The following is a 15,048-nucleotide window of genomic DNA, read 5'->3' on the forward strand; positions in this document are numbered from 1 at the left end:
TGCTGTCGTCCTACGACTTCCCGGGCGACGACATTCCGATCGTGAAGGGCTCGGCCCTGGCCGCCGTGGAAAACCGCGACGCCGGCATCGGCGAAGAGAAGATCCTCGCCCTGATGGCCGAAGTGGACCGCTACATCCCGCAGCCGGAACGTCCGATCGACATGCCGTTCCTGATGCCGGTGGAAGACGTGTTCTCGATCTCGGGCCGCGGCACCGTGGTGACCGGCCGTATCGAGCGCGGCGTGGTGAAGGTCGGCGAAGAAGTCGAGATCGTCGGCATCCGTCCGGTCCAGAAGACCACCTGCACGGGCGTCGAAATGTTCCGCAAGCTGCTCGACCAGGGCATGGCCGGCGACAACGTCGGCCTGCTGCTGCGCGGCACCAAGCGTGAAGACGTCGAGCGCGGCCAGGTGCTGTGCAAGCCGGGTTCGATCACCCCGCACACCAAGTTCGTGGCCGAAGCCTACATCCTGACCAAGGAAGAAGGCGGCCGTCACACCCCGTTCTTCACCAACTACCGTCCGCAGTTCTACTTCCGCACGACCGATGTCACCGGCATCATCAAGCTGAAGGAAGGCGTGGAAATGATCATGCCGGGCGACAACGCCGAGCTGGACGTCGAGCTGATCACCCCGATCGCCATGGAAGAGAAGCTCCGCTTCGCCATCCGTGAAGGCGGCCGCACCGTCGGCGCCGGCGTCGTGGCCCGCATCGTCGAGTAATCGACGGCGTCCTTCCGGACGCTGACTGAACAGAACCCCGCCGGAGCGATCCGGCGGGGTTTTTGTTTGGCTGGTCCTTCTCCGGGAGCCGCACACGCCGGCTTTGGACGTCAGTCGCGCCGGTTTGGTCGCGAGGCGGCTGCGAACGTCGGCCCTGACCGAATAGGGTGCGGCCTGATCTATTCGACGGGGAGATCGATGGGCCACGACGCCAGCTTTCGCGGCATGCACGTTGGACCCGGCGTGCTTGTTCTCGCCAACGTATGGGACGTGGGCAGCGCCCGCCTGATCGACAGCCTCGGCCCCAGGGCGATCGGCACGACCAGTGCGGGCGTGGCCTGGGCGCACGGCTATCCCGACCGCAACGCCCTGCCGCCGCGCCTGCTGGTCGAGACCGTGGAGCGGATCGCCCGAGTGGTGGCGGTCCCGCTGACCGTCGATGTCGAGGGCGGCTATTCGGACGACCTCGACGCGGTGGAGGCGACGGTGGCCGGCGTCGTGGCGGCCGGAGCGGTCGGGATCAACATCGAAGACGGCGTAGGCGCGCCCGACCTCCTGTGCGCCAAGATCGAGCGGGCCCGGCGCGCGGCCGCGCGGCTGGGGGTCGACCTGTTCGTGAACGCACGGACGGACGTCTACCTGCGCCCAGGGGCCGGCGGTGAAGAATCGGTCGCAGAAGTGCTCGCGCGAGCGGACCGCTATCGCGCCGCCGGGGCGGACGGCCTGTTCGTGCTGGGGATCACCGCGGCCGACGAGATCCGCGCCGTGGTCGCGGGCGCGGGCCTGCCGATCAACGTCCTCGCGCGCGCCGGCCTGCCGCCGACGGCCGAGCTCGCGGCGCTCGGCGTGCGCCGGCTCAGCGCCGGATCGGCCGTGCCCGAGGCGGTCTGGGAGCGGGCTCGGACCTTGGCCGCGGACTTCCTGCGCGACGGCCGCTCCGAGCCGCTGTCCGAGGCGCCGGGCGCGTATGCCGCGCTCAACCGGCTGATGGTGCGGGACGCGGAAGGCGGCCCCCTCGTCGAATAACGGCGGCTCTAGTTGCCGCCGCCGACGTTGCGCTTGACCAGCGCCTTGGCGGCGTCGAAGACCGCGTCTTCCTTGCGGTCCTTGCTCTTCACGACGGCGACCACGATCGGGCCGCCCTCCGGGCCGCGCGCCTCGAAGCCGACCAGCTTCCAGCCCTGGGCCGAGGCGACCTCGTCGACCAGGATGTAGGTGGCGCGCAGGCCGCTGGAGGTGCTGCGCGAGCGGATCTCGGCAGACTCGTCGTGGGCGCGGATGTCGACCTGCTCGTCCCCGTCGTCGATCGACACCTTGCCCGAGGCGTCGTCGGCGTTGATGCGCACGCCGCCGATCCGCACCTTGGCGCCGGCGTCGTCGGCGTCGACCTTCAGGCCGGGCAGGCGCACCACGGTCTTCTCGCCTTCGCTGCGGACGGTCAGGCCGGGGAGGCGCACGTCGACATTGTCGCGGCGCCCGCCGGAGGTCTGCGCCTCGCGGACCTCGGCCCGGCGGGCGTCGGCTTCGGCCCGCGCCGCGGCGGCCTCGACCGCACGTTCGTTCGCCTCGACCTCGCGCTCGGCCGCGGCCGCCTCCTTTTCAGCCCGCAGAGCCTCGGCCTCCGCCGCGGCGGCCGCGCGATCGTCGGCTTCGGCCCGCGCCTTCGCCTCGGCTTCCGCCTTGGCCGCCTTGGCGACGGTCTGCGGCATCAGCGCCTGCAGTTCCTTTTCGATGGGCAGCAAGGCCGCCTCGGCGTCGCTTCCGGCCGCGACCCGCACCAGGCGCAGGGTCACCTCGGCGCCGCGCGGGCCCGAGTAGACGCAGGAGAGGCCGTCGGCCGAGGTGCGGGTACGGGTCAGCGGGCCCTGCTGCTCGGGGCATTCCAGCTGGTTCACCACGCGCAGCGGGCCGTGCTCGTCGGTGTCGACGGTCTTGCGGATGCGGATCGACGGTTCGTCGCCGCAGGCCGAGAGAACCATGGCAGCCAAACTGGCCGCAGCCACGAGCATCGACTTGCGCATGTTCGCTACCCTGTTGTTGTCGCCAGCTTGCCGCCGAACCGTGGCCTTCCCTAGTGAATTCCCGGTAAGGCCTGGTGGGCGCCTATTGGCCGGGGCGGCCGCCTTCGCGCCGCGCCAGGAAGGCCAGCCGCTCGAACAGGTGCACGTCCTGCTCGTTCTTCAGCAGGGCGCCGTGCAGGGGCGGGATCAGCTTCTTGGGGTCGCGTTCGCGCAGCACGCTCTCGTCGATGTCCTCGACCAGCAGCAGCTTCAGCCAGTCCAGCAGCTCGGAGGTCGAGGGCTTCTTCTTCAGGCCCGGCGCCTGGCGCAGGTCGTAGAAAACCTTCAGCGCCTCGGCGACCAGCCGCTGCTTCACGCCGGGGAAGTGGACCTCGACGATGGCGCGCATCGTCTCCTCGTCCGGGAAGCGGATGTAGTGGAAGAAGCAGCGGCGCAGGAAGGCGTCCGGCAGCTCCTTCTCGTTGTTGGAGGTGATGACCACGATCGGGCGAATGGCGGCCTTCACCGTCTCGTTGGTCTCGTAGACGTAGAACTCCATCCGATCGAGTTCCTGCAGCAGGTCGTTCGGGAACTCGATGTCGGCCTTGTCGATCTCGTCGATCAGCAGGACAGGGCGGCGGGGGCTGTCGAACGCCTCCCAGAGCTTGCCCTTCTTGATGTAGTTGCGGACGTCCTTGACCCGCTCGTCGCCCAGCTGGCTGTCGCGCAGGCGAGTGACCGCGTCGTACTCGTAGAGGCCCTGGTGCGCCTTGGTGGTGGACTTCACGTGCCAGGTGATCAGCGGGGCGTCGAGCGCGCGGGCCATTTCGTAGGCCAGCACGGTCTTGCCGGTGCCCGGCTCGCCCTTGACCAGCAGCGGCCGTTCCAGCGCCACGGCGGCGTTGACCGCGATCTTCAGGTCGTCGGTGGCGACATAGTCGGCGGTGCCTTCGAAACGCGCGGTCATGCGGACGGAACTCTCCAGGTGATCGTCGCAAACTAACGCGCCGGCGCGAGGTCACAACCGGCTTCGCCGTTTCGCAAACAAAAGGCGCGCCCGGTCTGCGGGCGCGCCCCCTTCGGTCCGACGCTGCGGCCCGATCAGGTGATGTGCTTGGGCGAGACCGGGTCGCTGGCCGGGAAGGTTTCCTCCACCGCCTCGTCCATCAGCGCGTCCTGACGGTCGTGCACCGACCGGTCCTTGTCGGCCAGCTGGTCCGGCTTTTCGTCCGGGGCCAGGGGGCGGGCCCGGCGGGCGTAGTCGGCGTTCTCCTCGCCGTCGGCGCAGATCGGGGTGGGGCCCGCGTCGGCGTTGGTCGCGCCGGCCCCCCGCTCCAGGAAGCTGCGCGGTTCGCGCCCGGCCCCGCCGACCGCCTCGAAGCCGGCGGCCTCGACCGCGTCGCTGCGCGAAACCGGCTCGTCCCAGATGTCCTGGGGATCGAGGTTCAGGTTGCGCAGGTCGCGCCGCCCTTCGGTCGGACGCTGACGGGGATCCTGGTCGTGGGGGCGGGCCATGGCCTTACTCCTCTTCTTCGTCCGTTTGATCGGGGGCGTAGCCGAGGTCCTCGAGGGCCTCGGTGTCGAGCTCGCCGCGGGATTCGAAATGAGCGGCGCTCGCCTGGGCGCCGTGGCGGTCGTCGACGTCGGGCTTGAACTCCAGCTCGACGTCGTCGCTGTCGGGCTCGTCGACGCCGTCGACGTCGTCGAGATCGACCACGTCCTCCTCGTCGGTCTCGTCGTAGACGTCGTCGTCGACGACCTCGTCCTCTTCCTCGAGGTCCTCGTCGTCTACGGCGTCCTCCGAGAAGTCGGCCTCGTCCAGCTCGTCCATGTCGCGAGCGTCGCCCACCGCCTGGGTGGCGTCGTAGACGTCCGGCATCTCCTCGAACGTCTTGAACTCGGCGCCTCCGACCGCGTTCGGGTCGATCTCGGTGTTGTCCTCGTCGAAGACTTCGGACTGGTCCTGATCGTCGTAATCGTAGGTGTCGGCCATGACGGCTCCTTCACGTCTGTGGAAAACGTGAAGGAGCGAAGGCTGTTCCGGCTCGGTACGTCGTTCTCAGCGCCTGCGCCAGCTCGGCTATTACCGAGGAGCACACGTCATAGGCCGGCGGGTTGGACACGCAGGCCAGCTCCAGCTCCGCTGTCCAGTCGCCGTTACTACGGCTCTTTCACGAACGCGCGCCTCCGCGGTTAAGCGCCGCGACGAGACGTTCGAGCGGCCGGATGCGGCGCAGGCCGCCCGTGATGGGCGCGCCGGTGCGAGCGCTCGTTTTGAGCTCCCAGCTTGGCTATTGTCGCGTAACCGTGTCTGATGGGCGCGGGCTTTTATGCTGGGGGAGCATGAATGGTCGGGCGGCTTAAGCGATATCTGCGCGTGACGCCGGGGCTGCTGACGCTCGGCGCCGTTCTGATGTTCATGGCGCCGTTGGCGGCCTGCGGAGGCGGGGGAGGGGGCGGATCCGCCCCGGTGACGCCCGTTCCGCCGCCGCCACCTCCGCCGCCTCCGCCGCCTCCGCCGCCGCCTCCGCCGCCGGGGCCCGGACCGAGCCCGTCGTCCTCCGAATTCCAGAAGAACTGGGGCGTGGGCGCGATCCACGCCGACGCCGCTTATGCGCGCGGCGGCAGCGGCGCGGGCGTGACCGTGGGCGTCATCGACACGGGCATCGAGCTCAATCAGCAGGACCTGAAGAACAACATCTCAGGCCTGTCGACCGACATCATTTCGAGCCGCAATCAGCCGCAGGGCGTGGACGACCACGGCACCGACGTCTCTTCGATCATCGCGGCCGAGTTCAACGGCTTCGGGACGGTCGGCGTCGCCTACGGCTCGACCATCCTGTCGGTCCGGGCCGACAGCCCGGGGTCCTGCCCGGACGACTGCTCGTTCGCGGGCCCTGATCTGGCGCGCGGTCTGGACTACGCGGTCTTGCACGGGGCGCGGGTGGTCAACCTGTCGATCGGCGGCGACGGCCCGCTGGGGCCGACCTTCGAACTGGCGCTGCAACGGGCGACCGCGGCGGGCGTGGTCGTGGTCATCTCCGCCGGCAACAGCTCCGGCAGCAGTCCCGAGTGGCCGGCGCGGTACGCGACGGACGCCCGCTTCGGCGGCCTGGTCGTGGCGGTCGGCTCGGTTTCCATCGGCGGCGGCCTGTCGAGCTTCTCCAACCGCGCTGGCGTCTCGGCCCAGTCCTACATCGTCGCGCCCGGCGAGGACGTGATCACCAACTGCGACAACGACGGCTGCTGGCGGGTGTCGGGCACGTCGTTCGCGGCGCCGCACGTGGCCGGCGCCGTCGCCCTGCTCCTGCAGCTGTTCCCCAACCTCACGGGTCGCGAGGCGCTGGACATCGTCCTGCAGACCGCGCTGGACGTCGGCGACGACGGCACCGACGTGGTCTTCGGACGCGGCATGCTGGACATCGCCCGCGCCCTGCAGCCGGTCGGCACGACGACCACCCTGCTGGCCAGCGGCGAGCGCCTGACCGTCGCCAAATCGCCGGAAGCGGTGCTGGGCGCGGCGTTCGGCGACGCCCTGCGGCGCACCGACGGCCTCTGGACCGTCGGCTACGACGCCTATCGGCGCGAATTCCGCGTCGACCTGAGCGGGGCCTACGGGACGGCCGGGCGCCAGAGCCCGGTGACCCTGGCGGAAGCGCGGCTGGACAGCCGCTCGGCCGCCGCGCGGTTCAACTTCTCCGGGGCGCACCTGTCGCTGACGGCGGACGACACCAACCCGCACGCCATGGGCGATCCGTTCGCCTGGGCGGACCGGGAGAGCACGGCCAGCATGAACGCCGAGCTGGAGCTGGGCCGGTTCAAGATCCAGAGCTGGTCGGGACGTCCGGACCTCTACAGCCCGTTCCGCGAGCAGGCGCGCGACACCTTCCAGGCCCTGGCGCAGCCCAACCAGGCGGCGCGGGTCGGCTACACGACCGGGCGCTGGAGCCTGTCGGCCGAGCAGGGCTCGGGCATGCGCCGGTCGTACTCCTTCGCCCAGTGGCGAGAGGGCACCGACTACGTGCGCGGCGACGCCCGCTTCCAGGGCGACCGGGTCTCGGCGAGCCTGGGCTTCGGCGCGATGAACGAGCCGCTGGGGCCGCTCGGCTCCTTCCTGCCCGGCGGACTCGGCTACGAACTGCCGGCGCAGACCCGGTTCGCCTCGATCGACGGCTCGGCGCGGTTCGGCTCGCTGACCGCCAACTGGCGGGCCGGCGCGGGCGCCACGGAGCTGGCGGGCTCCTTCCTCAGCGCCGAGCGCCTGGTCAGCTCCTACTGGGGTCTGGGTTTGGGCGCGCCGTGCGCGGCGAACTGCCGGATGACCTTCGAGCTCTCCCAGCCGCTGCGCATCGAGGGCGGGACGCTGGAAGCCATGCTGGCCGACATGCCCAAGACCTACGGCGCGGCGCCGGAGTTCTCGAGCCGGCGCATCGACGCCACGCCGTCCGGCCGCGAGCTGGACCTGCGGCTCGGCGCCGAGCGCTCTCTGTCGGAGCTGGGCGTGCTGCAGCTCCAGGCCGTCGCCAGCCTGCAGCCCGGCCACGTCCGCGACGCGGAGCCGGCCTACGGCGTCGTCGCCTACTGGCGCGCCCGCTTCTAGGCGCGCCGACCCGGCCCGGCCAATTCCGCCGAGGGAGACAAGATGTCGCCGCCCGCGCCGCTGCGCCTTAGCGGTCGCTAACGCTTGGGCGGTCCGCCGCAAGCTCTCGTTAACTACGCCCGTTTAGCGTCCGTTCAGTCCCGAAGCAGTGTAGTCGGGCCTGGGGAGTTCCTTCGTCATGCCTTTGAAGCTGTCCCTGAAGCCCGGCGAGCGGTTCGTGCTGAACGGCGCCGTGGTGCAGAACGGCGATCGCCGCGGCACCTTGATTCTTCAGAACAAGGCGTCCGTCCTGCGCGAGAAGGACATCATGCAGGAGGAGGACGTGACCTCGCCGGCGCGCCGGATCTATTTCCCGGTGATGATGATGTACCTCGATGAGGCCGGGGCCGAGCGGTACTACGACGAGTTCGCGCGCCGTCTGGGGGAGTTCATGAGCGTCGTCCGCAATCCGGACGCGCTCACTGACTGCGTAAACGCCTCCAAGCAGGTGATGGCTCGCGAGTACTACAAGGCGCTGATGACCTGCCGGAAGCTGATCGACTACGAAGACGGGGTGTTGGGCAATGTCGCTTCAAGCGTATCAGCGGGCCGCGCAGAGGGCTGAGAATCCGCGCGAAGCGGAGTATCGGCTGTTCGGCCAGGTGACGCGCGCCCTGATGGAGGCCTCAAAGGCCGACCCAAGCGATCTGCAGGTCCGGATCGACGCGCTCGACTGGAACCGTCGGTTGTGGACGACCCTGGCCACGGCCTGCGAGGATCCAAGCAATGCGCTTCCGGCGGCGTTGCGCGCCCAGTTCGTTTCGCTCAGCCTTTGGGTGAGCCGCCATTCCTCTGCGGTGATGCGCCGGGAGGAGGATTTCGAACCGCTGATCGAGGTCAACCGCATGATCATGCAGGGGTTGGCCGGCGACACCGCGGTGGAGGCGGCCTGAACCGTGCGCCCGGCTTGAGGCCAGGCGCCGCGCCTGGCGCGGCGCCTGAGCTCGCCGGCGTTCTTGGCCTGATCTGACGTTACAGTCGCCGGGGGCAGGGCCGCGGTCCGGTCGGCGCCGTTCGTGTCGGGGGCGCGGCCGGCTCAAGTCGGCCGTGCAGCGGCGCGCGGTTGCCCGCCCGAAGCCCGGCCATGTCCCCGTGCTGCTCACCCTGGCCGTCCGCCTGCGCCCTGAGCCCTGAGCGGGCGCTCGCGCCGCCCCGCGCCTCACCACGTCTGCGCGGCAGATTTTGCCGCGGGCGCCCGGCAGCATTTGCCGGGTGGCGCGCGTCGGGCAAATGCTGCCGGGCCGGCGGGTATGGTGAATAAAAAGTACCGGCGGAAAATCAAGGTTCTGAGTGCCGGCGGCGCAACCCGACCGCCTGGCCCCGCCCTTGCAGCAGGTCATTCCGAGCAAAATGCTCCCGGCATCAAAATGACGCCGGACATCCCGAAGGAATGGAGCGGTCAAAATGGCCAACAGCATCAACACCAACGCCGGCGCCCTCGTTGCCCTGCAGAACCTGAACGCGACCAGCCGCGAGCTGGGCCAAGTTCAGAACCGCATCAACACCGGCCAGCGCATCTCCAGCGCCAAGGACAACGGCGCCGTCTGGGCCGTCGCTCAAGGCCTGCGTGGCGACATGCGCGGCCTGGACGCCGTGAAGAACTCGATCCAGCGCGCCCGCTCGGTCGCCGACGTCGGCCTCGCGGCCGGCGAGTCGATCATGGACGCCCTGAAGGAGATGAAGGAACTGGCGGTCGCCATCGAAGCCGGCACCGCCGACGGCTCGGACGTGACGGCCTACCAGTCGGACTTCGCCTCGCTGCAAGCGGAAATCACCGCGACCGGCAAGACCGCCAAGTTCGACGGCACCGACGCCTTCGCCGCCAACGCCGGCTCGGTCCGCATCGGCCTCGCGGCCACGGAAGTGGCCGACGTGGGCGTCGCCTTCACCCCGACCGCCGCCATTCCGGAGACGGTCGTCGGCGTGGACGCGGCCATCGACGCGACGGCTACGGCGATGCAGACCCTGGGCACCCAGGCGAAGTCGCTGGAACGCGCCTCGGTCTTCGTGACCAAGTTCCAGGACGCGGTCGAAACCGGCATCGGCAACCTGGTCGACGCCGACCTGGCGAAGGAAAGTGCCCGCCTCCAGTCGCTGCAGACCAAGCAGCAGCTGGGCGTCCAGGCGCTGTCGATCGCCAACCAGTCGTCGGGCATCCTGCTCGGCCTGTTCCGCTAAGGAACGCGAGGGGGCGGGCCGTAAGGCCCGCCCCCAACTGCGTCGCGCGCCTTTGGCCGTGCGGCGCGGTTCGTTGGGGGAGCCGTCGGTCGGCGAGGCCGGCGCGCGAGGAGCATGACGCCACATGTCGCAAAGGTCGCGTTCCTAGTCGAAACCGCCAGCCGCCAGGCAGCGCCGTCGACCGATCCGGTCCCGGAGCCGCAAGCGGTGGGAGCGTCGGTCGGCCCAGATCTGTCGGACTATCGTCTGACGATCGCCCAGGATCCGGAGTCGGGCACCTTCGTCTACCGGGTCCTCGACCGCCGCACGGGCGAGGTGATCCGGCAACTGCCGCGGGAGGAGCTCCTGCGGTGGCGCCGGGATCCGAAGTACGCCGCCGGCGCGTTGATCGACGCCAGAGCGTGACCTGAGAAGCCGGGCCCGGGCGGCCGATTCGCCGGGAAAGTAGCGTTCGCCCGCCGCGCGGAACCTTCGGGATCCGCGCGGGTGAAGGCGTTTACGCACGTTAACCATGTAATCAGGAAAAAAGAGCTAGCCTCCGATTCGTATCGCCGAGAGGAGAAGGCTCATGACGATCAGCGTGCATACGAACGCTTCGGCCCTGGTCGCGCTGCAGAACCTGAACAAGACGAACGACCAGCTGTCTGACGTTCAGAACCGCATCAACACCGGCCTCAAGGTCAATGGCGCGAAGGACAACGCGTCGGTGTGGGCGGTGGCTCAGGGACAGCGCGCGGACGTCGGAGCCCTCTCGGCGGTCAAGATGAGCCTCGACCGGGCCACCTCGATCTCGGACGTCGCCATGGCGGCGGGCGAATCGATCTCGGACCTGCTGAACGAGATCCGCGAGAAGGTGGTCGCGGCGATGGACACGTCGATCGCCCCCGCCTCGCGCGCGGCCTATGACGCCGACTACCGGTCGCTGCTGACGCAGATCGACCAGATCGTGAACACTTCCCGTTTCGACGGCTCCAATATTCTGGACGGCTCGCCGAGCATTCAGTTCCTGGCTGACGCCGACGGCACGCAGACCATCACCCTGACGGGGCTGAACCTGAAGGTCGGCGGCGGCACCGTCACCCTGGGGCCTGACATCAACAGCGTGGCCAACGCGACGGCTGTGTTGGCGCAGTTGGACACGACGGTGGCTTCGGTGAACTCCGTCCTGGGCGCCCTCGGCTCGCAGGCGAAGCAGGTTCAGAACCACCGGATTTTCGTATCCAAGCTGACCGACACGCTGGAAACCGGCATCGGCAACCTGGTCGACGCCGACCTGGCTCGCGAAAGCGCGAAGCTTCAGGCCCTGCAGGTGCAGCAGCAACTCGGCGCCCAGGCCCTGTCGATCGCCAACCAGGCGCCGCAGGTCATCCTGTCGCTGTTCAAGGGCTGATCCCTCAGGAGCCGACCGCCTTGCGCGGCGGCTCCTCGATCGCGGCGGGCGGGGCGGGGCGCCGGCCGAACGTGTCGGCGAGCATGCCCTGCAGCCCCCGCGCGTCCATCCGGCGTCCAGCGCCGCCGAACAGGCGGATCAGCGGCGCCGGGGCGCGCGGCGGCGCGCGCCGGAACGTGCGTTTCACGGCGCGGAGCCAGTTCGCCCAAAGGTTCCGCAGCCGGTTCATATGCTGCGCCGTCGACCTCGTCCCACGAACGCGGAAACGAAAATCGCCTATCCGCGTTCCGCGCCGATCGGGGTGCGGTTCCCGGGGCGGCCCGACTGAGCCATAATTGTCGCATGATCCAGCTTCGCGACCTCACCGAAGACGACAGCGAGCGGCTGTTCCTGTGGCGGCGCGAGCCCGAGGTGGACCGCTGGATGTGCGGTCGCGCCGCGCAGACGCTCGACGAGCACGAGCGCTGGTTCGACAAGTTTCGCGGCGACGCGGGCTCGCGGGGTTGGATCATCTGCCGCGCCGATCTCCCGGTCGGTTTCCTGACCTTGAAGGGACTGGGCGGCTGCGACCGCCGCGCCGAATGGGGATGGTACATCGGTGACGCCGACGCGCGCGGTCGCGGAGTCGGACGGGCGGCCCAGGCGTTGGGTCTCGACCGTGCCTTCGATGAGTTCGGCCTGAACAAGGTCTGGGCCGAAGTGCTGGCCGACAACGACACGGCCCTGAAGGCGCAGGCCGCAGCCGGCTTCCGGCGCGAAGGATACCTGCGCCGCCACACGCTCAAGGGCGACCAATTCCGCGACGTGGTGCTGCTGTCGATCTTGGCCGACGAATGGCGCGCGCGCCGCGAGACGTATGTGCGCGGACTCGCGCCTGATCGTCGCCCCAAGGTTGCTGTTAACGAATCTTAAGAGGTCCGTGTCCGATCATTGGGGCGGAAGCTGATCGAGACCGCGTCGATGATCGACAACAGCTATCTGCTGGGGCTCTACGGCTCGACGTCGACCTTGTCGACGTCGACCGGCGCCGCGTCGACTCCGCGGAAGGCCAACCCCACGCCGCCCTGGGACCCGTCCACCAAAGCGGCCCCGCCCAGCCAGCTCGTGCAAGCCGCGTTGGCCGGCAAGAAGCTCATCGACCTTGACGCCGCCAAGCTGGACGTGCCCGGAGCCAGCGCTGATTACCGCCAGCTGTTCGGGCTCTATCAAGGCCTCGCGGCGTTGCGTGGGCTGGCGGAACGGATGGACGGCAAGGGGGTGTCCGCGGCGGAGCAGACGCGGATCGCCGCCCGGTTCGCCAGTGGCTTGGACGAGGTCGCCGACTTCGTCGAGAACGTGCGCCTCAAAGACCTTCAGATGGTCCGCAGCTCGGCGACCGATAAGCTGAAGTCGACGGGCGGCGTGAAGCGCGACACGAATGATTATGTCGGACCGGCCGTGCACAAGGGCGCCGCCGGCGACGCGGTCGCGGTGTTCCAGGGCGATGTGCGGTTCAGCATCGACGTGGCCAAGCTCGGCAAGACCGTCCGCGTCGACATCGACCTGGCCGACATGGGGTCGACGCCACGCACCATGAGCGCGGTGGTCAGCCATATCAACGCACAGCTCGACGCGGCCGGTGTCCAGACCCGGTTCGCGGTCGAACGGATCGCGGCCCAGCCGCGCGTGATCCAGCTCGGCTCGAAGACCGTGACCCTTCCGGCCGAGGCGGACAGCTTCGCTTTCAAGGTGAAGGGGACCTCCCTGGAGAAGGTGAAGTTCTCGGCGCCCGACACCGCGGACGCCGTGTACCTCGCCCAGACCGCCGGCAAGGCGGGCGCCACGGTTCAGCAGGTGGTCAAGTTCCAGTCCGACGTGGTCGACACCGGCGCCGCGCCGCCGCCTGTCGTACAGGCGGCGGGCGACACCAACTGGGTCGACGGGCGAACCTACCAGAAGGATTTGGCGACCGGGGTCGACGTCGTGCGTGCTACGGCCGCGGGGCCGGACGGGTCGATGTTCGTACTCGCCGACGTCGACACCGCGATCTCCGGTCAGGCGATCAAGGGCGAGCGCGATGTCGCCCTCATGAAATACGATTCCGCGGGCAAGCTGCTCTGGACGCGCACCTTGGGGGCGGGCGAGACGGCCTCCGGCTACGCGCTCGCGGTGTCTGCGGACGGCAAGGTGGCGGTCGCCGGGTCGGTGACCGGCGAGCTCAATCGCGGCGATGAGGGCAAGGACCCGGCGAAGTCGGACAACTTCGTGAGCGTGTTCGACGCCGAGGGCGACGAGCTGTGGACCCAGCGTCGCGGTGCACGCGACGAGGACCAGGCGACCGCGGTCGCCTTCGGGGCGGACGGCTCCGTCTATGTGGCCGGTCGGGCCAAGTCGGCCATGCCGGGCGCGACCGGATTGGGCGGCTACGACGGCTACCTGCAGGGCTTCAGCGCGAGCGGGGCGGCGAAGTTCACCACCCAGTTCGGCAGCGCTGGCGACGATAAGGTCACGGCGATCGCGGTGGACGGGGACGCGGTGGTGGTCGGCGGCGTCGAGAGCGGTCACGCCGTATTGCGCCGTCTCGCGCTGCAGCCGAGCGGCGCGCCGACGCTCGAGTCGACCCGGGACCTGGGAAACCTCTCGGGCGGCGAACTCACCGGCCTGGCCATCGACGGCGGCCGGGTGATCGTGGCCGGCTCGACCCGGAACGCGTCGCTCGACGCTGGGGTCGTCACCCGCGCCCACGCCGGTGGCTCGGAGGTCTTTGTGGCCTCGTTCGACGAGGGCCTTGTGGCTGACGCTAGCGACCGGTTGACCTGGTTCGGCGGCGAGGGCGACGACAGCGCCGCCGGCCTGGCGGTCGCGAACGGGAAGGTCTGGCTGACGGGCAAGGCCGGTACGGACCTTCCGGGACTGCCTTCGGTCGGGGCGGCCGGAAAGGACGGCTACCTCGTGCGGCTCGATCCCACGACCGGCGCGATCGAGTGGTCCCGCCGGTTCTCTGGCAAAGACGGCGAGGCCGCGCCGACCGCGATCGCGGTGGGCAAGGGGGCGGCCAGCGTGCTGGACCGGCTCGGCTTGCCGGCGGGGACCCTGGACGGGGCCGATTCCAAGAAGATCGTCGCCGCGACCTCGGCCCGGGCCGGCGACCGATTCATGGTCCGCAACTGGCCGTCCGGGCGGCAGACGGCGGTGGAGATCGGCGCCAACGACACCCTGGCTGATGTCGCCCGCAAGATCGAACGCGCCTCGGGCTACCAGGCGAAGGTTTCGGTGGTGAAGGACGGGGATTTCGAGCGGTTGCAGATCTTGCCGCGCGACGATCGTTCGAACGTCGAGGTGATGGGCGGCGAAGACGGCGGCCGCGCGCTCGCCGCGCTCGGCCTGTCGGAGGGCCTGGTGCGTCAGAAGTCCACCGACGCCGACGCCGCGACGGTCTACGGCCTCCGTCTGCCTCGGGACCTGTCGCTGGACGGAAAAGAAGCGATCAAGGCCACGCTGTCGAAACTGGATTCCGCGCTGTTGACCATCCGCAGCGCCTATCGGGCGCTCGCCGCGGACGGCAAGCCGGAGGCCAAGCCGATCACCGGTCAGGCTCCCGCGTACCTGCAGGCCCAGCTCGCCAACTATCAAGCGGCGCTGTCGCGTCTCGGCGGCGGTTGACGGCGGCCCCGGCGCGGGCCTTATTCCCCACGGGCGGGTGAAGCTTAGGCGAGGCCGATGCAGTTTCCTAAAGACCAGCGGGTCGTCCTGGCGCTCGGCGCCGGCGCGGCGGTGCTCGCGGGCGTCGTGATCGCGGCTGTCGCCATGGGCGGCAAGGGCAAGGCGCCGACCGAAGCGCCGCCCGCCTCGAAGGGCGGCCTGCAGGTCTCGGTCGACGAGGCCCCGACCCTGGACGTCACCCGCAATCTGCGTTGCTACGTCGGCGGCCAGTTCGTCGGCGAAGCCACCCTGGCCGAGTGCGCCCGTCGCAACGGCGTGTCGGCCCAGGCGCTGGACGTCGGTCTGGACGAGACCGGCGCGCTGGTCGCCGCCGAGACCGCCTCGCTCGCCCCGCCGCCGCCCGCGCCGATCGTCGCTTCCGCGCCGACCGCGCCGGTCGAAGCGCCCGTGGCCGAGCCAACCCCGGCCCCGCAGGTC

Annotated in this window: 15 protein-coding genes and 1 pseudogene; 11 read left to right on the plus strand and 5 right to left on the minus strand. The window is 69.8% G+C overall.

The genetic code is table 11. The annotated features are described in order from the left end of the window. Positions 1-722: EF-Tu/IF-2/RF-3 family GTPase (locus G3573_RS12995; RefSeq protein WP_240454683.1), on the plus strand; the 722-nt coding region annotated here is incomplete at its 5' end. A gap of 198 nt (positions 723-920) precedes the next feature. Then, positions 921-1,748 carry an isocitrate lyase/phosphoenolpyruvate mutase family protein gene (locus G3573_RS13000; protein ID WP_163261569.1) on the plus strand — a complete coding sequence of 276 codons (828 nt, stop codon included), beginning with the start codon at positions 921-923 and terminating at the stop codon, positions 1,746-1,748. Between the two features lie 8 nt (positions 1,749-1,756). Here G3573_RS13000 and G3573_RS13005 read toward each other — a convergent pair whose 3' ends face one another. From G3573_RS13005 to G3573_RS13020, 4 genes are all read right to left on the minus strand, one after another. Further along, positions 1,757-2,743, minus strand: a complete 987-nt coding sequence (locus tag G3573_RS13005) for a cadherin-like beta sandwich domain-containing protein (protein ID WP_163261571.1) — start codon at positions 2,741-2,743, stop codon at positions 1,757-1,759. An 82-nt stretch (positions 2,744-2,825) separates the two neighbouring features. Further along, positions 2,826-3,689 carry a MoxR family ATPase gene (locus G3573_RS13010; RefSeq protein WP_163261573.1) on the minus strand — a complete coding sequence of 288 codons (864 nt, stop codon included), beginning with the start codon at positions 3,687-3,689 and terminating at the stop codon, positions 2,826-2,828. A gap of 134 nt (positions 3,690-3,823) precedes the next feature. Next, the gene (locus G3573_RS22015; RefSeq protein WP_205598238.1) at positions 3,824-4,237 is read right to left on the minus strand and encodes a hypothetical protein; all 414 of its coding nucleotides are present in this window, start codon (positions 4,235-4,237) and stop codon (positions 3,824-3,826) included. Between the two features lie 4 nt (positions 4,238-4,241). After that, positions 4,242-4,715 carry a hypothetical protein gene (locus G3573_RS13020; protein WP_163261575.1) on the minus strand — a complete coding sequence of 158 codons (474 nt, stop codon included), beginning with the start codon at positions 4,713-4,715 and terminating at the stop codon, positions 4,242-4,244. 591 nt (positions 4,716-5,306) lie between these two features. Between G3573_RS13020 and G3573_RS13025 the strand changes: the two genes are divergently transcribed. The 6 genes from G3573_RS13025 to G3573_RS13050 all read left to right on the plus strand — a co-directional run bounded on the left by G3573_RS13025 (position 5,307) and on the right by G3573_RS13050 (position 10,929). Continuing rightward, on the plus strand, positions 5,307-7,322 hold the full coding sequence (locus G3573_RS13025; RefSeq protein WP_163261577.1) for a S8 family peptidase: 2,016 nt from the start codon (positions 5,307-5,309) through the stop codon (positions 7,320-7,322). 178 nt (positions 7,323-7,500) lie between these two features. Continuing rightward, complete coding sequence (gene flbT / locus G3573_RS13030; RefSeq protein WP_163261579.1) at positions 7,501-7,926, plus strand: flagellar biosynthesis repressor FlbT; 426 nt, start codon at positions 7,501-7,503, stop codon at positions 7,924-7,926. Continuing rightward, positions 7,886-8,254, plus strand: a complete 369-nt coding sequence (gene flaF / locus G3573_RS13035; protein ID WP_163261581.1) for a flagellar biosynthesis regulator FlaF — start codon at positions 7,886-7,888, stop codon at positions 8,252-8,254. Before flbT ends, flaF begins: the two co-directional genes overlap by 41 nt. Positions 8,255-8,765: 511 nt before the next feature. Next, positions 8,766-9,539: a flagellin gene (locus G3573_RS13040; protein ID WP_163261583.1), complete on the plus strand. Its 774-nt coding sequence runs from the start codon at positions 8,766-8,768 to the stop codon at positions 9,537-9,539. Positions 9,540-9,653: 114 nt separating this feature from the next. Continuing rightward, entirely contained in the window at positions 9,654-9,944 is a 291-nt protein-coding gene (locus tag G3573_RS13045; RefSeq protein WP_163261585.1) for a flagellar protein FlaG, read from the plus strand. A gap of 163 nt (positions 9,945-10,107) precedes the next feature. Next, the gene (locus G3573_RS13050; RefSeq protein ID WP_163261587.1) at positions 10,108-10,929 is read left to right on the plus strand and encodes a flagellin; all 822 of its coding nucleotides are present in this window, start codon (positions 10,108-10,110) and stop codon (positions 10,927-10,929) included. A gap of 4 nt (positions 10,930-10,933) precedes the next feature. On the opposite strand, the gene G3573_RS13055 is transcribed toward G3573_RS13050, so the two are convergent. Next, the gene (locus tag G3573_RS13055; protein ID WP_163261589.1) at positions 10,934-11,116 is read right to left on the minus strand and encodes a hypothetical protein; all 183 of its coding nucleotides are present in this window, start codon (positions 11,114-11,116) and stop codon (positions 10,934-10,936) included. A 155-nt stretch (positions 11,117-11,271) separates the two neighbouring features. Here G3573_RS13055 and pseH point away from each other — a divergent pair, with 155 nt between their 5' ends. The 3 genes and pseudogenes from pseH to G3573_RS13070 form a co-directional block, all read left to right on the plus strand. After that, a complete protein-coding gene (pseH, locus tag G3573_RS13060) occupies positions 11,272-11,841 on the plus strand; it encodes a UDP-4-amino-4,6-dideoxy-N-acetyl-beta-L-altrosamine N-acetyltransferase (protein ID WP_163261591.1) in 570 nt (189 codons plus the stop codon). Positions 11,842-11,889: 48 nt separating this feature from the next. Further along, on the plus strand, positions 11,890-14,571 hold the full coding sequence (locus G3573_RS13065; protein WP_163261593.1) for a transcriptional regulator: 2,682 nt from the start codon (positions 11,890-11,892) through the stop codon (positions 14,569-14,571). Between the two features lie 57 nt (positions 14,572-14,628). Then, a pseudogene (locus tag G3573_RS13070) lies at positions 14,629-15,048 on the plus strand (hypothetical protein); the annotation flags it as partial.

The organism is Caulobacter sp. 17J65-9 (assembly GCF_010975005.1).
In the GTDB taxonomy this organism is placed as follows: domain Bacteria; phylum Pseudomonadota; class Alphaproteobacteria; order Caulobacterales; family Caulobacteraceae; genus 17J80-11.

What these genes read in the sequence shown, in the direction of transcription:
- G3573_RS13050 (WP_163261587.1), top strand. Translation starts at nt 10,108, where the DNA reads ATGACGATCAGCGTGCATACGAACGCTTCGGCCCTGGTCGCGCTGCAG.
- G3573_RS22015 (WP_205598238.1), bottom strand. Translation starts at nt 4,237, where the DNA reads ATGGCCCGCCCCCACGACCAGGATCCCCGTCAGCGTCCGACCGAAGGG.
- G3573_RS13010 (WP_163261573.1), bottom strand. Translation starts at nt 3,689, where the DNA reads ATGACCGCGCGTTTCGAAGGCACCGCCGACTATGTCGCCACCGACGAC.
- G3573_RS13005 (WP_163261571.1), bottom strand. Translation starts at nt 2,743, where the DNA reads ATGCGCAAGTCGATGCTCGTGGCTGCGGCCAGTTTGGCTGCCATGGTT.
- G3573_RS13020 (WP_163261575.1), bottom strand. Translation starts at nt 4,715, where the DNA reads ATGGCCGACACCTACGATTACGACGATCAGGACCAGTCCGAAGTCTTC.
- G3573_RS13000 (WP_163261569.1), top strand. Translation starts at nt 921, where the DNA reads ATGGGCCACGACGCCAGCTTTCGCGGCATGCACGTTGGACCCGGCGTG.
- G3573_RS13045 (WP_163261585.1), top strand. Translation starts at nt 9,654, where the DNA reads ATGACGCCACATGTCGCAAAGGTCGCGTTCCTAGTCGAAACCGCCAGC.
- G3573_RS13065 (WP_163261593.1), top strand. Translation starts at nt 11,890, where the DNA reads ATGATCGACAACAGCTATCTGCTGGGGCTCTACGGCTCGACGTCGACC.
- pseH (WP_163261591.1), top strand. Translation starts at nt 11,272, where the DNA reads ATGATCCAGCTTCGCGACCTCACCGAAGACGACAGCGAGCGGCTGTTC.
- flbT (WP_163261579.1), top strand. Translation starts at nt 7,501, where the DNA reads ATGCCTTTGAAGCTGTCCCTGAAGCCCGGCGAGCGGTTCGTGCTGAAC.
- flaF (WP_163261581.1), top strand. Translation starts at nt 7,886, where the DNA reads ATGTCGCTTCAAGCGTATCAGCGGGCCGCGCAGAGGGCTGAGAATCCG.
- G3573_RS13040 (WP_163261583.1), top strand. Translation starts at nt 8,766, where the DNA reads ATGGCCAACAGCATCAACACCAACGCCGGCGCCCTCGTTGCCCTGCAG.